A 17,317-nucleotide genomic window follows, 5' to 3' on the forward strand; every position below is an offset into this window, starting at 1 on the left:
GCGCCTAGTGCGACCAAGCAAGAAGGGCACAGCAATGTCTCGTCATGAGGTTTCGAGTTCACCGTCAGGGTTCGGTGCCCGGGCGCGGTCGTTGATGTCGGGGAGTAAGCCGCGGGCGGTTGCGTCGTTGGGGATCGTGCTCGGTCTGGGTGCGATCGGGACGTTGGCGGCGTGGAGTGACACGGCGACGGCGACGTCGGGTGTGTTTTCGACGGGGTCGATCGATCTGCAGCTCAATGGGGAGCAGGGCAATCCGGGTGCGTATGCGTTTGCGACGTTGACGAAGACGGGGATGATGCCGGGTAACAGTGTGGCGGCGACGTTGCCGGTGCAGAACACGGGTTCGACGGCGTTCAGTTACACGATGTCGGCGGCGGCGACGTCGTCGGCATTGGCGCCTCTCCTGAAGGTGACGGTGTCGACGGGCACATCGAACGGGACCGTGTGCAGTGGTGGCACGGTGATCGCGAACAACGTTGGTCTTGTGTCCGGTGGGAACGCGAATCTGATTGCCACTCCGCGTCCGTTGGCTGCGACGACGGGTGCGGAGACGTTGTGCTTCCAGGTGACGTTGGATCCGGCGGCGACGACGGCGGCGCAGAACCAGACGGTGAACACTTCGTTCAACTTCAACGCGACCACCGCGTGATCCGGGAATGACGGTTAGGGAAAATCTAATGCAGTTCAAGGGTTTTCGTCCCGATGTCCGGCGGTCGATGATCGTGCTCGGCGCGGTGGGGTTGACGGCACTCGGTGCGACCGCGGTGGGGACATCTGCCGCATTCACCGATACGGCGGTCGCCGCGAGTTCATTCGGTTCGTCGGCGGACTTTTTGCCCGCTCCCAAGTATTTGGGCTGCAGCGGCGGCGGTGGCTCGGTCACATTGAGGTGGGAGCACCTCGGGCCGGGCTATACGTATGACATCAAACTGTTCAATGCATGGGGCGGCACCTGGAACCCCACGATTCCCCCAAACAAGGGTGACGTGATTTCCATTGATGTGAGTGCCTACAACAACATCTATGAGACAGCCTCATCGTCCCGTATCGAGGTACATTCAGTGCGGAACGGGCAGGTCGGCACCAGTTGGGTCGGCGAGAACCTGTGGGCCTTCACGCTCTGGAACATCAAATGCGACGGTAAGGTCTCCAGCGGTACGCAGTCCCTGATGGCTCCTGCACCCGGTGATGCACTGTCGCGCAATGCTGCACGGCAAGATGCGCCGAGTACGTCAGCCGCGCCCACGTCGGTGACCGGCACAGCGGCGGCGGCCTCCACGTCGACTGCGGCGTCGTCGACCCCGTCAGCGGCGTCGTCGAGTACCACCACGACCACCACGTCGGCTCCGTCCAGCACTACGACGACTGCGCCGTCGTCGACCACCACGACTGCGCCGTCGACCACGACAGCCGCGCAGACGACCACGACGACGGCGGCTCCCGCAGCCGAGGAGGCAGTGGTTGCCCCGTCCGGAGACCTGGCCATCGCGAACAAGTCATCCTCGGGAACCTATGCGGCGCAAGTGAGTTCCGGCCAGGCCGTGGTGTCCGACGCCTCCGGGGCGACTGTGTTCAGCACCCCGGTCGGCAAGAAGGCCATGGTGCAGTGGGCATCCGGTTCGGACGAGCTGTGGATCATCGAGTCCGACGCGCTGTACCGCGCAGGCGGGGCAGTGGGCTGGACGAAGACCACGGTCGACCCGAAGTCGGCGGAGGTTCCCGCTGAGATCGCGGCACTGATCGGCTAGCACGCACACACGAAGGCCGTCGACGGGAACATCCCGTCGGCGGCCTTCTGCGTTCCCTGGCCGGTGTGGGCGAACCGCGCGAGCCGGGTCTGGCACACACTCTTTGATGCCATCACACAGCCGTTGGGCTCCGAATGGGTGTGTGACGGTGGGAGAAGGTGTGTGCTGCAGGGTTTGGACGAGGCCCCGCGCGGCCGACGACGTCGAGGCGCCGTACCCCCGGGGTAGCGCGCGCACGAAAAGGCCCCCCACCGTTGCGGTGGGGGGCCTTTCGGTGGTGCTCCGGGTATTACGAGCCGAAGATGCTGCCCAGGTCGCCGAGCGAGCCGGAGGAGGATCCGGCGGAGCCGGTGCCCGGCTCGACCGGGGTGGTGGTGACGGTGACCGTGAGGACCTCGGAGGTGGAGGCGATGAAGCCGTCGGCGCCGTTGTAGACGGCGGTGATGCTGTGCGCGCCTGCGGTGGTGAGGATCTGCGTACGCTTCGCGACACCGTTGGTCAGCGGCACCGGGTTACCGATGATGGCGCCGTTGTCCTTGAACTGGACGGTGCCCGTGGCGCCGGCCGGGGCCACGGTCGCGGTCAGCTCGAACGCGGTGGTGGTGTTGGCAGTTGCCGGTCCGGTCAGCGTGGTGGTGGTCGCGACCGCGGCGGCGTCGAGCTCGAAGTCGAGGGCGAAGTCCGGGTTGACCGACTGGTTCTGGGACTCGTTGCCTGCGTTGGCGGGCATGCCGACCACCAGCATCACCTTGGCGGTCTGCCCGGCGCCGAGGTGGGTCGACTGGAGTTCGGTGCCCGGCGCGGCCAGGTTGTTGGTGAGGTCCACGATGGCGCCGGTGGCGTCGTTGACCTCCACGCGCACGTACGCCTGCATGTCCGGGGAGGTCTTCGTCCAGTTCCCGAGGTACACCTGCAGGGTGCCGCCCTGGCTGGTCGGGTTCTTGGCGTAGAACGTGGTGGTGAGTTCCCCGCCGGGGATCAGCTCGCCCTGGAAGTCGGGGATCTGGGACATGTCGCCCCATGTCGAGTTGTCCGCGGAGTACTGAAGGGAAGCGGGGTCGGCGTGCGAGGCGGCGGGCATCACCAGTGCACCGAACGCTGCCAAGAACAGTGCAAGAATCGCGCCGCCAAAGGCAGTGGTCAGCCGCTTGAGGCCGCCGGGTGCGCTGATGGTTGTCGTCATGGCGCGGAGCCTAATAGGGCGAGTGACCCAAGCGTTCAGTTTCGGTTAAACAATCTTGTCCGCCGAACGCAGGACATTATGCACGCTGTGCCGCCTCCGTCCGGGTGAAATGCGCACGTGTGCCGAGGGTGTATTCGGGGGAGTAAGGTATCGGGGTCCGAAAGAGTCGAGGGAAGAGGAGGTGTGGCTTGCCGTGAAGAGCCAACCTCCGAGTACCTACCGAAGTCGCCGCTAGCCCCGTCGGGCACCCCTGCCCCACGCCAGGCGACTTCTCCGATCACACCCGCGCCGCTCCCGTCCGCGGCACGCGCCAGTGCATCCGACTCATGCGAAAGCCGCCCTCATGCGTGAAAAGCGACCCTTCCGTCCGCTGCTTCCCAGCCGATCCGCCAACCCCTCGAGCGATCTGATCGTCCCCGAGCATTCGATGGCTCCGCACCCGACGCCGCCCACCCCCGCGGTGATGCCGGTGGAGGCGAGCGTGGTCAACAGCGCGGTATACCGCGACGGCGCCCGGATCGAGACGCCCGCCAGCCTGGCCGAGGCACTGCGCAGCCTGCCGGACGAGTCGTCGATGGCGTGGATCGGGATGTACCGGCCGGACGAGGAGCAGCTGCAGGCCGCCGCCAAGCAGTTCGGGCTGCACGAGCTGGCGGTCGAGGACGCCATTGTCGCGCATCAGCGACCCAAGCTCGAGCGCTACGGTGACACCCTGTTCGTGGTGCTGCGCGCCGCCCGCTACCTGGACGAGACCGAGCGGGTCGACTTCGGTGAGCTGCATGTCTTCTGCGGTCCGACCTTCGTGATCACGGTGCGGCACAGCGAATCACCGGATCTGTCCGCGGTGCGCAGGCGAATGGAGAACGACCCGGAGCTGCTCAAGCTCGGTCCGGAGGCGGTGCTCTACGCGATCCTGGACGCAGTGGTCGACGGGTACGCCCCGGTCGTCGCCGGACTGCAGAACGACATCGACGAGATCGAGACCGAGGTCTTCAGCGGCGACCCGAAGGTGTCGCGGCGCATCTACGAGCTCTCCCGCGAGGTCATCGAGTTCCAGCGTGCCACCAAGCCTTTGCTCGACATGCTGCGTGGGCTGTCCGCGGGCTTCGAGAAGTACAACACCGACGAGGAACTGCAGAAGTACCTGCGCGACGTCACCGACCACGCCACCACGGTGGTCGAGCGAGCGGACGGGTTCCGCCAGCTGCTCGGCAACATCCTCACAGTGAACGCAACCCTGGTGTCGCAGACCCAGAACGAGGAGATGTCGGCGCTCACCCAGGCCAGTTACGCGCAGAACGAGGAGATCAAGAAGGTCTCCGCCTGGGCGGCAATCCTGTTCGCTCCCACCCTGATCGGCACCGTCTACGGCATGAACTTCGACAGCATGCCGGAACTGCACTGGGTGGGCGGTTACCCGATGGCGCTGCTGATGATGGCGCTCACCTGTATCACCCTGTACACGATCTTCAAACGCCGCGGCTGGCTGTAGGGAGCGGCTACAGGTCGTCCGTGCAGACCGCGAACCTGCGCTCGTCGTAAACGAATCCGCTAGGGGTGGAGCACTTCTCGACGTCGGTGACGTCGGTGACGATCTCCGCCACCCGGACACCCTCACGGGCGCGGGTCGAGCAGTCGATGTGGCTGGGCTGATCGTCGGCCAGTTCCATGCACCCGCCGACCACCCAGTCGATGTCGAGGCAGAGCGCGCCCTGCTCGTCGCCCATCAGGGTCTCGTAGTAGTAGGAGTCGGCGTCGCTCACGCACTGTGCGTTGGTCGGTGCCTTCCCGATCACCTTGTAATTCGCCGGGGCGCTCCCGCAGGGGGCCTTCACCACGTTCGCGTCGGCGACCGTGCCGGTCAGCTCGACGCACTCGCCGATCTCGACGTCGATGTCGACGGTCCCCCCGGCGTCCGCCTCGGGTACCTCCGGCAACAGGGTGTCGGACGCGGCGCCGCGTGCCTCGGGCACCGCCCGGCCGGTGATCTCGCCACCGCAGGCGCCGAGCGCGAGGGCGGCGAGCATCAGGCTCGCGGCGGCGAGTCCACGCTGGAGGCGGTTGAGCGTCATAGAGCAATTAGAGCACCCGGCGCCGGTCCGGCCGAAGGTCGTCCCGCCGGGCACCGGGAAACCCTCCCGCCGCCGGTGGGGCCGCCATACGCTGGTCGGGGAGTTTCCGTCACCGACGAGTGAGGAAGACCGATGAGCGATCACGTCTACAGCGTCACCGAGGTAGTGGGTTCCTCGAGCAAGGGGATCGACGACGCCATCGCGCAGGCCGTGGGCCGAGCGAGTTCGACCGTCCGCAATCTCGAGTGGTTCGAAGTGGTGGGTACCAGGGGGCACATCGTGGACGGCGCCATCGGGCACGTCCAGGTGACCCTCAAACTCGGGTTCCGGCTCGACGCCGAATGAGCGGGTGCCCGCGCGCCGACCGATGAGTTCCGGCTCCCCGCGGGGTCCATAGTTACGGCAATGCCGTTGACGAGGACGCAGAGGGAGGCCGGCGGTGGCGGGCTATGTGCGACTGGGGGACCTGAACACCTGGTACGACGAGCACGGCGAGGGCGAGCCGCTCGTGCTGCTCCACCCGGGTGGCGTCGATGCGCGCGCCTTCGGGCCGAACATCGACGGGTTGGCCGGCCGGTTCCGGCTGTTCACGCCCGAGCGTCGCGGCCACGGACACACGCCCGACGCGCCCGGCCCCATCACGTACGACCTGATGGCCGAGGACACCATCGCGTTCCTCGAATCGGTCCCGCGCGCGCCTGTCCGGCTGCTCGGCTGCAGTGACGGCGCCACCGTGGCCCTGCTGGTCGCCCTGCGCAGGCCCGACCTGGTCAGGCGGCTGGTCTGCGTCGCGGGCGTCTTTCACCGGGACGGCTGGGAACCGGGGGTGGTGGGCGCGGACCAGCCGTCGCCGACCTTCCTCGCGGACATGTACGCGGAGGTGTCGCCGGACGGCGCCGGGCACCACCCGGTCGTGGCCGGGAAGCTGAACCGGATGCACGTCGAGGAACCGACGCTGACCTCGCACGACCTGCGGCGGGCCACCTGCCGGACGCTGGTGATGGTCGGTGACGACGACGAGGTGAGCCTCGAGCATGCGCTCGCGCTGTACCGCGGCCTGCCCGATGCCGAGCTGGCGGTGGTGCCGGGCACCTCGCACGGACTGCTGGTGGAGAAGCCCGAGCTCTGCAACCGGATCATCCTGGACTTCCTGACCACCGAACCGGTGCCGACGATGGCGCCGATCCGACGGGCGCTCGGCGCGTGACCTCGGCTCAGGGAGGTTCGGCGGCGGCCGTGGCGCGTTCCCTCGCCAATGCCGGCCCGGTGCGCAAGTATGGGTGCGTGGAGCTGCCGCTGACCCCGCCCCTGCAACCGATGCTGGCGAAGGCCGCGCCTGCGGTCCCGGCCCAGCCCGACGGCGAGGAGCCGATGTGGTCGTATGAGCCGAAATGGGACGGATTCCGCGCCATCGTCTTTCGTGACGGTGACGAGGTGGTCCTGAGCTCCAGGAGCGGAAAGGACCTGGGCCGCTACTTTCCCGAGATGATCGCGGCGGTGCGGGCCGAGCTGCCCGTCCGGTGTGTGCTCGACGGTGAGCTGGTGGTGCCGCGCGAGATCGATGGCCGCACCCGGCTGGACTGGGAGGCGTTGTCGGAGCGGATCCACCCGGCCGAGAGTCGGATCACCCTGCTGGCCGAGCAGACTCCGTCGCAGCTGATCGGATTCGACATGCTCGCGTTGGGGGACGAGGACCTGATGAAGCGACCGTTCGGCGAGCGTCGCGACATCCTGCTGGACCAGGTCGGCGGCGGCCCGTCCTGTCACGTCACCACCGCCACCACCGACGCCGGGCTCGCCCAGGAGTGGTTCCACGCCTTCGAGGGTGCCGGGCTCGACGGTGTCGTCGCGAAGAAGCTTGCGGGGCACTATCTTCCGAACAAGCGCGAGATGATCAAGGTCAAGCACGCGCGGACCGCGGACTGCGTGGTGATCGGATACCGGCCGCACAAGAGCCAGCCGGGTATCGGCTCCATGCTGCTGGGCCTCTACGAGGGCGACGAGCTGCACATGATCGGTGGGGCCTCCGCGTTCACCGCGGCCAAGCGGATCGAGATGCTCGAGCTGCTGCAGCCCTACCGCGAGGGTGAGGACGTGGTCCACGACGGCGAGGCCAGCCGGTGGTCGGCGGGCAAGGATCGCCAGTGGGTGCCGCTGCGTCCCGAGCTGGTGGTGGAGGTGGCCTACGACCAGATGGAGGGCGACCGCCTGCGGCACGCCGCGCGGTTCCTGCGCTGGCGCCCCGACCGTGAGGCGGGTGAATGCACCTACGAGCAACTGGAGGTCCCGGTGCGCTACGACCTGAGCGATGTGCTGGCGGGGGAGGACTGATGGCGGCGAAGGCTCCGGCCATGGAACTGGACGTGGACGGTATCGCGGTCCGGCTCTCGAGTCCCGACAAGATCTACTTCCCGCAGCTCGGCGCCGAGGGCGGCAGCAAGCGTGATCTGGTCGAGTACTACCGGACCATCGCCCTCTTCGACGGTGGGAAGTCCGGGATCATGACCGCCCTCCGGGACCGGCCCACCCACCTGCAGCGCTTCCCGGACGGCATCGAGGGCGAGGAGATCTACCAGAAGCGACTGCCCGCCAAGCGGCCCGAATACCTGGACACCTGCACGGTCACCAACCCCAACGGCCGCACGGCGGACGCGCTGCGGGTGCGGCACGCCGCCGACATCGTCTGGGCGGCACAGATGGGCAACGTCACCTTCCATCCGTGGCCGGTGCGGTGCACCGACCCGGACCGGCCCGACGAGCTGCGTATCGACCTGGATCCGCAGCCGGGCACCGGGTTCGAGGAGGCCAGGGCGGTCGCGGTGGACATCGTGGCCCCGCTGCTCGACGAACTGGGGCTGGTCGGGTTCCCGAAGACCTCCGGCGGCCGCGGGATCCACGTCTATGTCCGGATCGAACCGCGCTGGGACTTCATCGAGGTGCGCCGCGCGGCCATCGCGGTGGCCAGGGAGATCGAGCGCCGCGACCCGACGCGGGTGACCACCGCGTGGTGGAAAGAGGAACGCGGCGAACGGATCTTCATCGATTTCAACCAGACGGCCAGGGACAAGACGGTGGCGTCGGCATACTCGGTCCGCAAGACCCCGCGGGCGACGGTGTCGACACCGGTCACCTGGGCGGAACTGCCGGACGTCGAGCCGGACGACTTCACCATCGCGACCGTGCCCGAGCTGGTGGCCAGGCGCGGCGACCCGGCCGCCCGGATCGACGACGCCGCGTACTCGCTGGACGCGCTGCTGGAGATGGCGGAGCGGGACGCGGCGAACGGGTTGGGCGACATGCCGTATCCGCCGCAGTACCCGAAGATGCCCGGCGAACCGAAGCGAGTGCAGCCGAGCAAGGACAGGGACCGGAAGTAGCGTCACACCTGCGTGAATCGACGAGAGACTTCGCGCTCGAGGTACTAGGCTCCGAATCAGCTGTTCAGGCAATCACGAGCGTCGGAGGATGCGATGACGGAGAACCCTATCGTTGACAGCAACGAGGCAATGCTGCAGATCGGCAAGGACATCTGGTGGCTGCTGCTGATCCGCGGCATATTCGCCGTCATCTTCGGCATCGTTGCGCTTGTCTGGCCGGGCGTCACCGTGTGGGCCATGGTGGTCGTGTTCGGCGTGTACGCGATCGTCGACGGCCTCGTCGAGGTGGTCCGATCGATCCAGGCGCGCAAGATCGTCACCGGCTGGGTGTGGTGGTTGATCGGCGGCATCGTGTCCGTTCTCGCCGGTATCGTGGCTTTCGCGTGGCCCGAGGTCACGGTGCTGGTGGCCGTGTACGTGATCGGATTCTGGGCGATCCTGGTCGGCATCCTCGAGATCATGGGCTCGTTCAAGGTGAAATCCGTGGGCGGACAGTGGGTGTGGCTCCTGATCGCGGGCATCCTCGCGGTCCTGTTCGGGCTGCTGCTGGTCATCTTCCCGGTCGAAGGCGTCAGTAGCCTCGTCTGGCTGGTCGGCTTCTTCGCCATCATCTTCGGAATCGTGTTCGTGGCCGGGGCATTCCAGCTCCGCTCCGCCGCCAAGCGCGCGGGAGTGGTCTGACCGGCATGAGTAGGCGTGGCGGTCGCTCCCGCCTGCCGGCGGGCGGCGGGAGCGCACCGACCGAGATGCACGTCGACCCACAATTTCTGCCGTTGGCCGATCGGTTCTTCACGATGTACCGCCAGCCGAACAACGGTGGCGGAGCCCTGACCGCCTACGTGAACGGCGAACTGGTGCTCGACATCTGGGCGGGGTGGGCGGACCGCGACCGACGCTGGCGGCGCGACACCGTCGCCTTGTCCTTCTCCACGGGCAAGGGCGTGGCCAGCACGGTGCTGCACCGGCTGGCCGACCGAGGTGTCGTCGACTACGACGAACCGGTGGCAACCTACTGGCCGGAGTTCGCCTCGGCGGGTAAGGAGCGGATCACGATCCGGGACATGCTCATCCACCGAGCGGGTCTGCACCGGATCCGGGGGCTGGTCCCTGGCAAGACCGGGCTCCTCGACTACGACCGTGTGGTCGCCGCCCTCGCCGCGGCGCGGCCGGACCCCCGCCGGCTCAGCGGTCCCGGGTACCACGCGGTCACGTTCGGATGGATCGTCGCGGAGACTGTGGCGCGGGCGACCGGACGCAGCTTCACCGATGTGGTGCGCACCGAGATCGCGGAGCCGCTCGGCGTCGAGGAGTTCTGGTACCGGGTACCGCCAGAGCATCGGCATCGGATAGCAAAGCTGTTCCCGCACCTCAGCCCCGGCGCCGTGTCCTGGGGTGTGGCCTCCTCGGTGATGACGCGGCTGCGCCCGTTCAACGGTCTCGCGGAGGCCGGCATGCCGGACGGCTTCGACGAGCTGGTCCGCGACCCGAGAGTGCACGACGCGGTGATGCCGGGCTGGAACGGCGTGTTCACCTCGCGTGCACTGGCGAAGATGTACGCGGCGATCGCGAACGACGGTGTCATCGACGGCAGGCGCTTCCTCTCCTCCGACACCATCGAGAGGATGGGCGAGGTGCAGACCTTCGGACGCGACTATGTCCTCGGGGCGCGGGTGAACTGGCGGCTCGGCTATCACCCCGTGTTCGTCGCGAACCGGTCCCAGCCCAGGGCCGCGTTCGGTCATTACGGGGTCGGGGGGTCGGGGGCGTACGCGGACCCGGAGACCGGCCTCGCCCTCGGTTTCGTCACCAATCGGATGGGCAACGCGCTGACCGCGCTTGGCGACCTGCGCTTGGCCCGGCTCGGCGCGGTGGCGCAGAAAACGGTGCGTGGGCGCTAGCGCCCCGCCGCGGCCGCAGGTGCGGTGATCCGCAGGCTGAGAGGCGGATCACCTACCGGGGTCGGCACCCGCGCGACCTGGGCCGGAGCCGTTCGACCAGGGCGTCTGGGCGGAGTGTCTCCTGGCCAACGGCGAACCTGTTGTGTCTACTGGAATCGGCGACGCCCACGAATGCGGGAGTCGCCGGGCTCTTCTGTAGTCGGATGATGGGACTTGAATGCGCAAGATCGAGACCGGGACCACAAGTCGTCGGCGCTGGACGAATCGGGTCGCGACGGCCCTGATCGGTGCCGCGGCCGCAGGCACGGCGCTGGTCGTTCCCGCGCAGGCGGTGCCGTTGTTTCCCGGTGGTCCCGACATCGCGCTGCCCACCCTGCCTGGCCTGCCTGCTCCCTCGGCGCCCCTCGCGCCGCCGCCGCCCCCGGTGGAGCCGCAGGTCGGGCCTGCCAATTTCTCCGCGCCGAGCCTGAACCCGTCCGAGGGTGAGGTGGTCGGCGTCGCGCAGCCCGTCATCATCCGGTTCGACGAGGCCATCGACGACCGCGCCACCGCGGAGCGGGCCATCAAGGTCAGCAGCAACCCGAAGGTCGACGGTTCCTTCTATTGGATCAACGACAGCCAGGTGCGCTGGCGACCGACCGAGTTCTGGCCTGCGGGTACCGACGTCGTGGTCGAGGCGGGTGGGGCGCGTTCCGCCTTCCACATCGGCGATGCGCTGGTGGCCACCGCCGACGACAACACCAAGGAGATCACCATCACCCGCAACGGTGAGGTGGTCAAGACCATGCCGACCTCGATGGGCAAGACCGGCCACGAGACCCCGAACGGCACCTACATCGTCGGCGAGCAGCTGCGTGACATGTACATGGACTCGTCGACCTACGGTGTCCCGATCGACGCGCCGGAGGGCTACCGCACCTACGTCGAATACGCGACCCGCATCTCCAACAGCGGCATCTTCGTACACGCCGCGCCGTGGTCGGTGAACCAGCAGGGCAGCACCAACACGAGCCACGGCTGCCTGAACGTGAGCACCGAGGACGGCAAGTGGTTCTTCGAGAACGCGAAGAAGGGCGACCCGGTGATCGTGACGAACACCAGTGGCGGAACGCTCAATGGCTCCGACGGACTCGGGGACTGGAACCGCTGACCGGCTAGCGGTCGGGATCGGTGATACGGGCGACCGTCATGTCGATGGACTCGATCGCGTCGGTACGCGAGTAGCCCTCGCTGTTGAAGCTCTCCCACCCGGTCAGCAGGCACCACCACAGCATCCGGCGGATCCACCGGACCTTGAGCTCCGACGAGAAGGTGCCGTCGGCCTGGCCGCGTTCGATTACGGCGAGCAGCGGCGCGTCGACCGCGCCGAGTCCCTCCCAGAATGCCGCGTTGGACAGCGCCTGCGGGTCGCCGAAGATGAGCGAGAGCAGCGGCCCGAGGTCGAAGCACTCGTGGCTCATCCTGCGCAGCGCTGCGTCCGCGGGGCCCTCGGTGGGCCGGGACCGTTCGAGCGCCGCGCCGAGCTTGTCGAGGGCGTCCTCGCCGAGGGCGCGGACCAGGTCGATGCGCTCCGGGTAGTAACGGTGCAGGGTGCTGCGACCCACCTCCGCCTCCGCCGCGATCTCGCTGAGGGGGGCGGCCGCATTCTTGCCGAGCACGTCGACTGCCGCGTCGAGGATGGCGCGGCGGGTGCGTGCTTTGGTGCCCGATTCGGGGACTGTCACGGTCGACATGTCCTCACGGTAGCAGTGGATTGTTCCCAAATGGAACTTCCATTGACAGAAATGGGACGCGAATGTTCCACTGGTGGACATGAGTGATTCCCCGGCGTCTGTGAGCTGGCCGAACGTGCGGCTGTTGTGGTCCTTCATTCGCCCGCACCGGAAGGTGCTCGGCTTCGGTTTGGTCCTGGGGCTGATCGTCACCGGCTCTGGGCTGGCGACGCCGATGATCATCAAGCAGATCCTGGACACGCTCAGTAGTGGTGGCTCGATGCTCACGCCCGTTCTCACGCTCCTCGGCGTGCTCGTGGTCACCGGTATCGTCGGATACTTCCAGTGGATCCTGCTCGGCACGCTGGCCGCGCGCGTGGTCTACGACGCTCGGGAATCCATCGTGCGCAGGTACTTCCGGTCCACGGTGGGCAGCTTGACGGCGCGGCCGTCGGGCGAGCTCGTCACCCGGGTCACCTCGGACACCGTTCTGCTCCGTGAGGCGACCTCCTCGAGCCTGGTCGAACTGTTCAACGGCGCCGTCAGCGTCATCGGCACCCTCGTCCTGATGGCGATGCTCGACCTCGTCTTGTTCGGGGCGACCGTGGCCTCGCTCCTGATCGTCGGTGTCCTCGCACTCCTTCTCATGCCGCAGGTCGCGAAGTCGCAGCGGCAGGCGCAGGAATCGGTTGGGCGGCTCGGCGGTGTGCTCGAGGGGGCGCTGCGCGCGATCCGGACGGTGAAGTCCAGCCGCGCGGAGGCCCGTGAGGCGGAGCGGATCATCATCGACGCGAAGGACTCACAGCTGCACAGCGTCCGAGCGGTTCGGGTCACCGCACTCGTCTGGATCATCGCGGGCGGCGGAATGCAGCTCGCGATCATCGGGATCCTCGCCTTCGGTGCGTACCGGGTGAGCACGGGTGCGCTGGCGGTCTCCGGGCTCGTCGCGTTCCTGCTGTACGCGTTCCTGCTGACCGCCCCGGTCACCGCGATGGCGCAGAACGTCTCGCTCGTCCAGTCCGGCATCGCCGCGGCGAGCCGGATTCGCGAGGTGCAGGACATGGAGATCGAGGAGCACGCCGCGGTCGACGTTCAGCCGCTGCGGCCGGCCGCCGACGTGCCGGTCCTCGAGTTGGTCGATGTCGTAGCCCGGTATGCCCCCGGTACCGAGCCGTCCGTGCGCGGGGTCAGCGCCCAGATCCCGGCACGCGGACACACCGCGATCGTCGGGCCGTCCGGGGCGGGCAAGACCACCCTGTTCTCGCTGTTGCTGCGGTTCCTGCACCCGGAGAGCGGCGAGATTCTGCTCGACGGCGTGCCCTACTCGGAGCTGCCGTTCGACCAGGTTCGCTCCCGGCTGGCGTATGTGGAGCAGGAGACGCCCATCGTGCCGGGCACGATTCGGTCGAACCTGCTGTTCACCCACCCCGAGGCGACCGAGGAGGAGGTGTGGGACGCGCTGCGTGCGGTGCACCTCGACGAGACCGTCCGTGCGCTCGAGGACGGACTCGACAGCGACCTGTCCGCCACCAACGTCTCGGGTGGGCAGCGTCAGCGAATCGCTCTGGCCCGGGCCATCGTTCACCGCCCGGACGTGTTGCTCCTCGACGAGGCCACGGCGCAGGTGGACGGCCGGACCGAGGCCGCGATCCACGACATGATCCGGGAGCTGTCGCAGACGGGTTCCGTGGTGACCATCGCGCACCGGCTCTCGACCGTGATCGACGCGGACACCATTCTGGTGATGGAGCACGGTCGGGTGCGGGCACGCGGCACCCACGACGAGCTGATGGAGTCGGACCAGCTCTACCGGGAACTGGTCACCGCGTTGCGAATCGGGGTCGACCTCCGGGTCGCCGTGTAGGGCGGCGGTAGGCTCGGACGGTGGCCGTCGCAGCCTTCGATACGTCTGAGCCCGCCGCCGAACGCCGGCGGCGAGGCAAGCATCTGCGTGCCCGGATCCCGCGCGGGGCGCATGGTTCGTGGGAGCCGTCCTCGCGTCGGCCCGATCCGGTGTCGATCCTCGACCGGCAGAACGCGAATCGGATTCCCGAACTGGTTCCGCTCAGGTTCGAGCGAATGTTGCTCTCGCCGTTCACCTTCCTGCGTGGATCGGCCGCCATCATGGCGTGGGATCTGGCGCACAGCGCGCGAACGGATCTGACGGTGATGGCGAGCGGGGATGCCCACCTCGCGAACTTCGGGCTGTTCGCCGGCCCGGACCGGCGGCTCGTGTTCGACCTCAACGATTTCGACGAGGTGCATCGCGGGCCCTTCGAATGGGACCTCAAGCGGCTCGCGACCTCGGTGCTGGTGGCGGCGACCACGAACGGTCACAGTGCGTCGGACGCGCGTGCCGCGGCGCTGATCGTGGGCGCCGCATATCGGGAGACGATCCGTCACGCGGCGGAGATGCCCGCGCTGGACGTCTGGTATCTCCGGATCGAGGCGGACGCGATGCTGGCCGGGCTGCGGGATCAGATCACCGCTCGACAGGTCGGGGTGACCGAGGCGGTGATGGCCAAGGCGGAGAGGCGAACTCAGCTCGGCTCGCTCAAGCGATTCGCCAGGTACGAGAACGGCCGGTTTCTCATCAAGGACGAACCGCCCCTGATCACCCGGCTCCCGCACGAGCGGCATGCGGAGGTGACGGATCTGCTCCGGGCCTCCTTCGAGCGCTATCTCGGGACCCTGGCGGGGGACCGGCGGGAACTGGTGGAGCGCTACCGATTCCAGGACATCGCCAGCAAGGTCGTCGGCGTCGGATCAGTGGGCATGCTCGGCTTCATGGCGCTGTTCGTGGGAGAGAGCGCCCAGGACCCGCTGTTCCTGCAGATCAAGGAGGCGCAGCCGTCCGTGCTTGCGCCGTACGTTGCCGGTTCGCCGCATCGTGACCAGGGCAGGCGGGTGGTCGAGGGGCAGCGGCTGATCCAGAGCGCGAGTGATCCGTTCCTCGGATGGTTCAGCGGCCCCGGTCCGTTCGGCCGCGACTTCTATGTCCGGCAGTTGCGGGACAAGAAGGGCTCCTTCAGCATCTCCGCGATGGACCCGTCCGGGTTGCGGGCATACGCGCGGCTGTGTGCGATCGCGCTGGCCAGAGCCCACGCCCGCACCGGTGATCCGGCCGCGATTGCCGGATACCTGGGCAACGGAACCGTTTTCGATGAAGCCATCGCGGAGTTCGCGGTGGTCTACGGCGAGCAGAACCGGCTGGATTACGAGGAAGTGCGGCGTTGCCGCAGTGGCGCGGTCACGGAGTCATGAGGCTCCGTCACCGCACCACTGCGCCGCAGGCGCATCACCAGATGCGAACGCGCTGCTCGGGTTCGAGGTAGAGCGCGTCGCCGGGCGTGACGTCGAACGCCTCGTGGAAGCTGTCGAGGTTACGCACCACACCGTTGCAACGGAACTCCGGCGGCGAATGCGGGTCGACGGCGAGGCGGCGGATGGCCTCTTCGTTCCTGGCCTTGGTCCGCCACACCTGCGCCCAGCCGAAGAAGACGCGCTGTAGGCCGGTCAGCCCATCGAGGGTGGGAGAGTCCTTGCCGTCCATCGCGATCCGGTACGCCTCGACCGCGATTGACAGGCCGCCGAGGTCGCCGATGTTCTCGCCGATGGTGAATTCGCCGTTGACCTTGTGGCCCGGCAACGCCTTCGGCTCGAACTCGTTGTACTGCTCGATCAGTGCCTTGGTGCGCTTGCCGAACTCGGTGCGGTCGCTGTCCGTCCACCAATCGATCATGTTGCCGTCGCCGTCGTACTTGGCACCCTGGTCGTCGAAACCGTGCCCGATCTCGTGTCCGATGACCGCGCCGATTCCGCCGTAGTTCGCCGCGTCGTCCGCAGCGGCGTCGAAGAAGGGCGGTTGCAGAATCGCTGCGGGGAAGACGATCTCGTTCATCCCCGGGTTGTAGTAGGCGTTGACGGTCTGCGGGGTCATGAACCACTCGTCCCGATCCACCGGACCGCCGAGCTTCGCCAGGTCGCGGTCGTGATCGGCGGCATAGCCGCGACGGTAGTTGCCGACCAGATCGTCCGCGGTGATGACCAACCCGGTGTAGTCCCGCCACTTGTCGGGGTAGCCGATCTTCGGGGTGAACTTCTCCAGCTTGGCCAGCGCCGCGCTCCTGGTGTCGGGGCTCATCCACTCCAGGTCGGAGATGTTGCGGCGGTACGCCTCCTGCAGGTTCGCGACCAGCTCCTGCATCCGGGCCTTGGCCTCGGCGGGGAAATGCCGCTCGACGTAGAGCTTGCCGACGGACTCGCCGAGCAGGTCCTGCACCAGGGAGACGCCGCGCTTCCAGCGTTCACGGTTCTCCTCGGTGCCCGACAGAGTGGTGCCGTAGAACGCGAAGTCCTCCGCGACCAGGTCGGCGGTCAGGTGCTCGGCCCGCGAGTGGATCACCTTCCAGGCCGCCCACGCCTTCCAGTCGGAGAGGGGGCGCTGCGTCCAGAGTGAGGTCAGCGCGGTCAGGAAACTGGGCTGGCGGACCACCAGTTCCGCGAAGGTCTCCGCCGTGCCGCCGAGGCCGGACACCCAAGCGGCCCAATCGAACCCGTCATTCTCGGTGGACAGGTCGGCCAGTGTGACCAGGTTGTAGCTGAGTTCGGCGTCGCGCCTGCGCACCACGTCCCAGTGGCCTGCGGCGATCTGGGTCTCCAGGTCGAGGACCGTCTGCGCGTCGGTTGCCGGGTCGGGCCTGCCTGCGAGGGTGAGCATCTTTTGCACGTGCTCGAGGTAGGCCGCGCGGGTCTCGGCGTAGGAATCCTCGCGGTAGTAGGACTCATCGGGCAGCCCGATCCCGGACTGGGTCAGGTGCACGAGGTAGCGCGAGGAGTCCTTGGCGTCGGTGTCGACGTAGTTTCCGATCGCCCCGGAGACGCCGGTGCGCTGCAGCTCACCGAGCAGCCCCGCCAGCGCGGACAGATCGCTCACCGCGTCGACCGCGGCGAGCTCGCCCGCGATCGGCTCCAGCCCGGCCCGCTCGACGGCGTCGGCGTCCATGAACGAGCTGTAGAGGTCGCCGATCCGCTGCGAGTCGGTGCCGTCCTCGCCGCGGGCCTCCGCGGACTCGGTGATGATCGCCTGCACGTCGAGCTCGGCCTGGTCGTAAAGCGTGCGGAAAGCGCCGTCCACCGCTCGGTCGGCGGGGATCACGTAGTCGTCCAGCCATTTGCCGTTGACGTGGAAGAACAGGTCGTCCTGCGCGCGGATGCCCTGGTCGAGGTGGGTGAGGTCGATTCCGGAAGCAGGCGTCGTCATGCCTCTATTTCTACCGCGACGCGGTCGACCGTGCGTGAGTTGTACCCCGGTGGGGGTGAAACGC

The 17,317-nt window shown here is 67.8% G+C and carries 16 protein-coding genes; 12 read left to right on the forward strand and 4 right to left on the reverse strand.

Annotated features, from left to right (window positions below):
• The first annotated feature begins 127 nt into the window (after nucleotides 1-127).
• Together ACWFRB_RS01240 and ACWFRB_RS01245 are read left to right on the forward strand one after the other, a co-directional pair.
• Nucleotides 128-649 (forward strand): SipW-dependent-type signal peptide-containing protein, encoded by a 522-nt coding sequence (locus ACWFRB_RS01240; protein WP_452638222.1) that lies wholly within the window; start codon nucleotides 128-130, stop codon nucleotides 647-649.
• A 28-nt stretch (nucleotides 650-677) separates the two neighbouring features.
• Nucleotides 678-1,748, forward strand: a complete 1,071-nt coding sequence (locus ACWFRB_RS01245; RefSeq protein ID WP_452638223.1) for a hypothetical protein — start codon at nucleotides 678-680, stop codon at nucleotides 1,746-1,748.
• A 289-nt stretch (nucleotides 1,749-2,037) separates the two neighbouring features.
• Here the strand turns inward: ACWFRB_RS01245 and ACWFRB_RS01250 are convergent, their stop codons facing one another.
• The gene (locus ACWFRB_RS01250; protein WP_452638224.1) at nucleotides 2,038-2,931 is read right to left on the reverse strand and encodes an Ig-like domain-containing protein; all 894 of its coding nucleotides are present in this window, start codon (nucleotides 2,929-2,931) and stop codon (nucleotides 2,038-2,040) included.
• Between the two features lie 343 nt (nucleotides 2,932-3,274).
• Between ACWFRB_RS01250 and ACWFRB_RS01255 the strand changes: the two genes are divergently transcribed.
• A complete protein-coding gene (locus ACWFRB_RS01255) occupies nucleotides 3,275-4,423 on the forward strand; it encodes a magnesium and cobalt transport protein CorA (protein ID WP_452638225.1) in 1,149 nt (382 codons plus the stop codon).
• Nucleotides 4,424-4,430: 7 nt separating this feature from the next.
• Here ACWFRB_RS01255 and lppU read toward each other — a convergent pair whose 3' ends face one another.
• Nucleotides 4,431-5,003 (reverse strand): LppU family putative lipoprotein, encoded by a 573-nt coding sequence (gene lppU, locus ACWFRB_RS01260; RefSeq protein ID WP_452638227.1) that lies wholly within the window; start codon nucleotides 5,001-5,003, stop codon nucleotides 4,431-4,433.
• A 132-nt stretch (nucleotides 5,004-5,135) separates the two neighbouring features.
• Between lppU and ACWFRB_RS01265 the strand changes: the two genes are divergently transcribed.
• The 7 genes from ACWFRB_RS01265 (at nucleotide 5,136) to ACWFRB_RS01295 (ending at nucleotide 11,428) form a co-directional block, all read left to right on the forward strand.
• Nucleotides 5,136-5,348 carry a dodecin gene (locus tag ACWFRB_RS01265; RefSeq protein ID WP_452638228.1) on the forward strand — a complete coding sequence of 71 codons (213 nt, stop codon included), beginning with the start codon at nucleotides 5,136-5,138 and terminating at the stop codon, nucleotides 5,346-5,348.
• Between the two features lie 94 nt (nucleotides 5,349-5,442).
• Complete coding sequence (locus tag ACWFRB_RS01270) at nucleotides 5,443-6,210, forward strand: alpha/beta fold hydrolase (RefSeq protein ID WP_452638230.1); 768 nt, start codon at nucleotides 5,443-5,445, stop codon at nucleotides 6,208-6,210.
• A 77-nt stretch (nucleotides 6,211-6,287) separates the two neighbouring features.
• Complete coding sequence (locus tag ACWFRB_RS01275; RefSeq protein WP_452638329.1) at nucleotides 6,288-7,334, forward strand: ATP-dependent DNA ligase; 1,047 nt, start codon at nucleotides 6,288-6,290, stop codon at nucleotides 7,332-7,334.
• Nucleotides 7,334-8,380, forward strand: a complete 1,047-nt coding sequence (gene ligD / locus ACWFRB_RS01280; protein WP_452638231.1) for a non-homologous end-joining DNA ligase — start codon at nucleotides 7,334-7,336, stop codon at nucleotides 8,378-8,380. Before ACWFRB_RS01275 ends, ligD begins: the two co-directional genes overlap by 1 nt.
• Nucleotides 8,381-8,473: 93 nt before the next feature.
• Nucleotides 8,474-9,061, forward strand: coding sequence for an HdeD family acid-resistance protein (locus ACWFRB_RS01285; RefSeq protein WP_077040151.1), 588 nt, complete (start codon nucleotides 8,474-8,476; stop codon nucleotides 9,059-9,061).
• Between the two features lie 5 nt (nucleotides 9,062-9,066).
• Nucleotides 9,067-10,278: a serine hydrolase domain-containing protein gene (locus tag ACWFRB_RS01290; RefSeq protein ID WP_452638233.1), complete on the forward strand. Its 1,212-nt coding sequence runs from the start codon at nucleotides 9,067-9,069 to the stop codon at nucleotides 10,276-10,278.
• A 217-nt stretch (nucleotides 10,279-10,495) separates the two neighbouring features.
• A complete protein-coding gene (locus ACWFRB_RS01295; RefSeq protein WP_452638234.1) occupies nucleotides 10,496-11,428 on the forward strand; it encodes a L,D-transpeptidase in 933 nt (310 codons plus the stop codon).
• Nucleotides 11,429-11,432: 4 nt separating this feature from the next.
• Here ACWFRB_RS01295 and ACWFRB_RS01300 read toward each other — a convergent pair whose 3' ends face one another.
• Nucleotides 11,433-12,011, reverse strand: a complete 579-nt coding sequence (locus ACWFRB_RS01300; protein WP_452638236.1) for a TetR/AcrR family transcriptional regulator — start codon at nucleotides 12,009-12,011, stop codon at nucleotides 11,433-11,435.
• 79 nt (nucleotides 12,012-12,090) lie between these two features.
• Between ACWFRB_RS01300 and ACWFRB_RS01305 the strand changes: the two genes are divergently transcribed.
• Nucleotides 12,091-13,854, forward strand: coding sequence for an ABC transporter ATP-binding protein (locus tag ACWFRB_RS01305; RefSeq protein WP_452638237.1), 1,764 nt, complete (start codon nucleotides 12,091-12,093; stop codon nucleotides 13,852-13,854).
• 20 nt (nucleotides 13,855-13,874) lie between these two features.
• Nucleotides 13,875-15,254: a DUF2252 domain-containing protein gene (locus ACWFRB_RS01310; RefSeq protein ID WP_452638238.1), complete on the forward strand. Its 1,380-nt coding sequence runs from the start codon at nucleotides 13,875-13,877 to the stop codon at nucleotides 15,252-15,254.
• Nucleotides 15,255-15,288: 34 nt separating this feature from the next.
• On the opposite strand, the gene ACWFRB_RS01315 is transcribed toward ACWFRB_RS01310, so the two are convergent.
• The gene (locus tag ACWFRB_RS01315; RefSeq protein WP_452638240.1) at nucleotides 15,289-17,253 is read right to left on the reverse strand and encodes a M13 family metallopeptidase; all 1,965 of its coding nucleotides are present in this window, start codon (nucleotides 17,251-17,253) and stop codon (nucleotides 15,289-15,291) included.
• Between the last annotated feature and the right edge of the window lie 64 nt (nucleotides 17,254-17,317).

The organism is Rhodococcus sp. NPDC055112 (assembly GCF_053607505.1).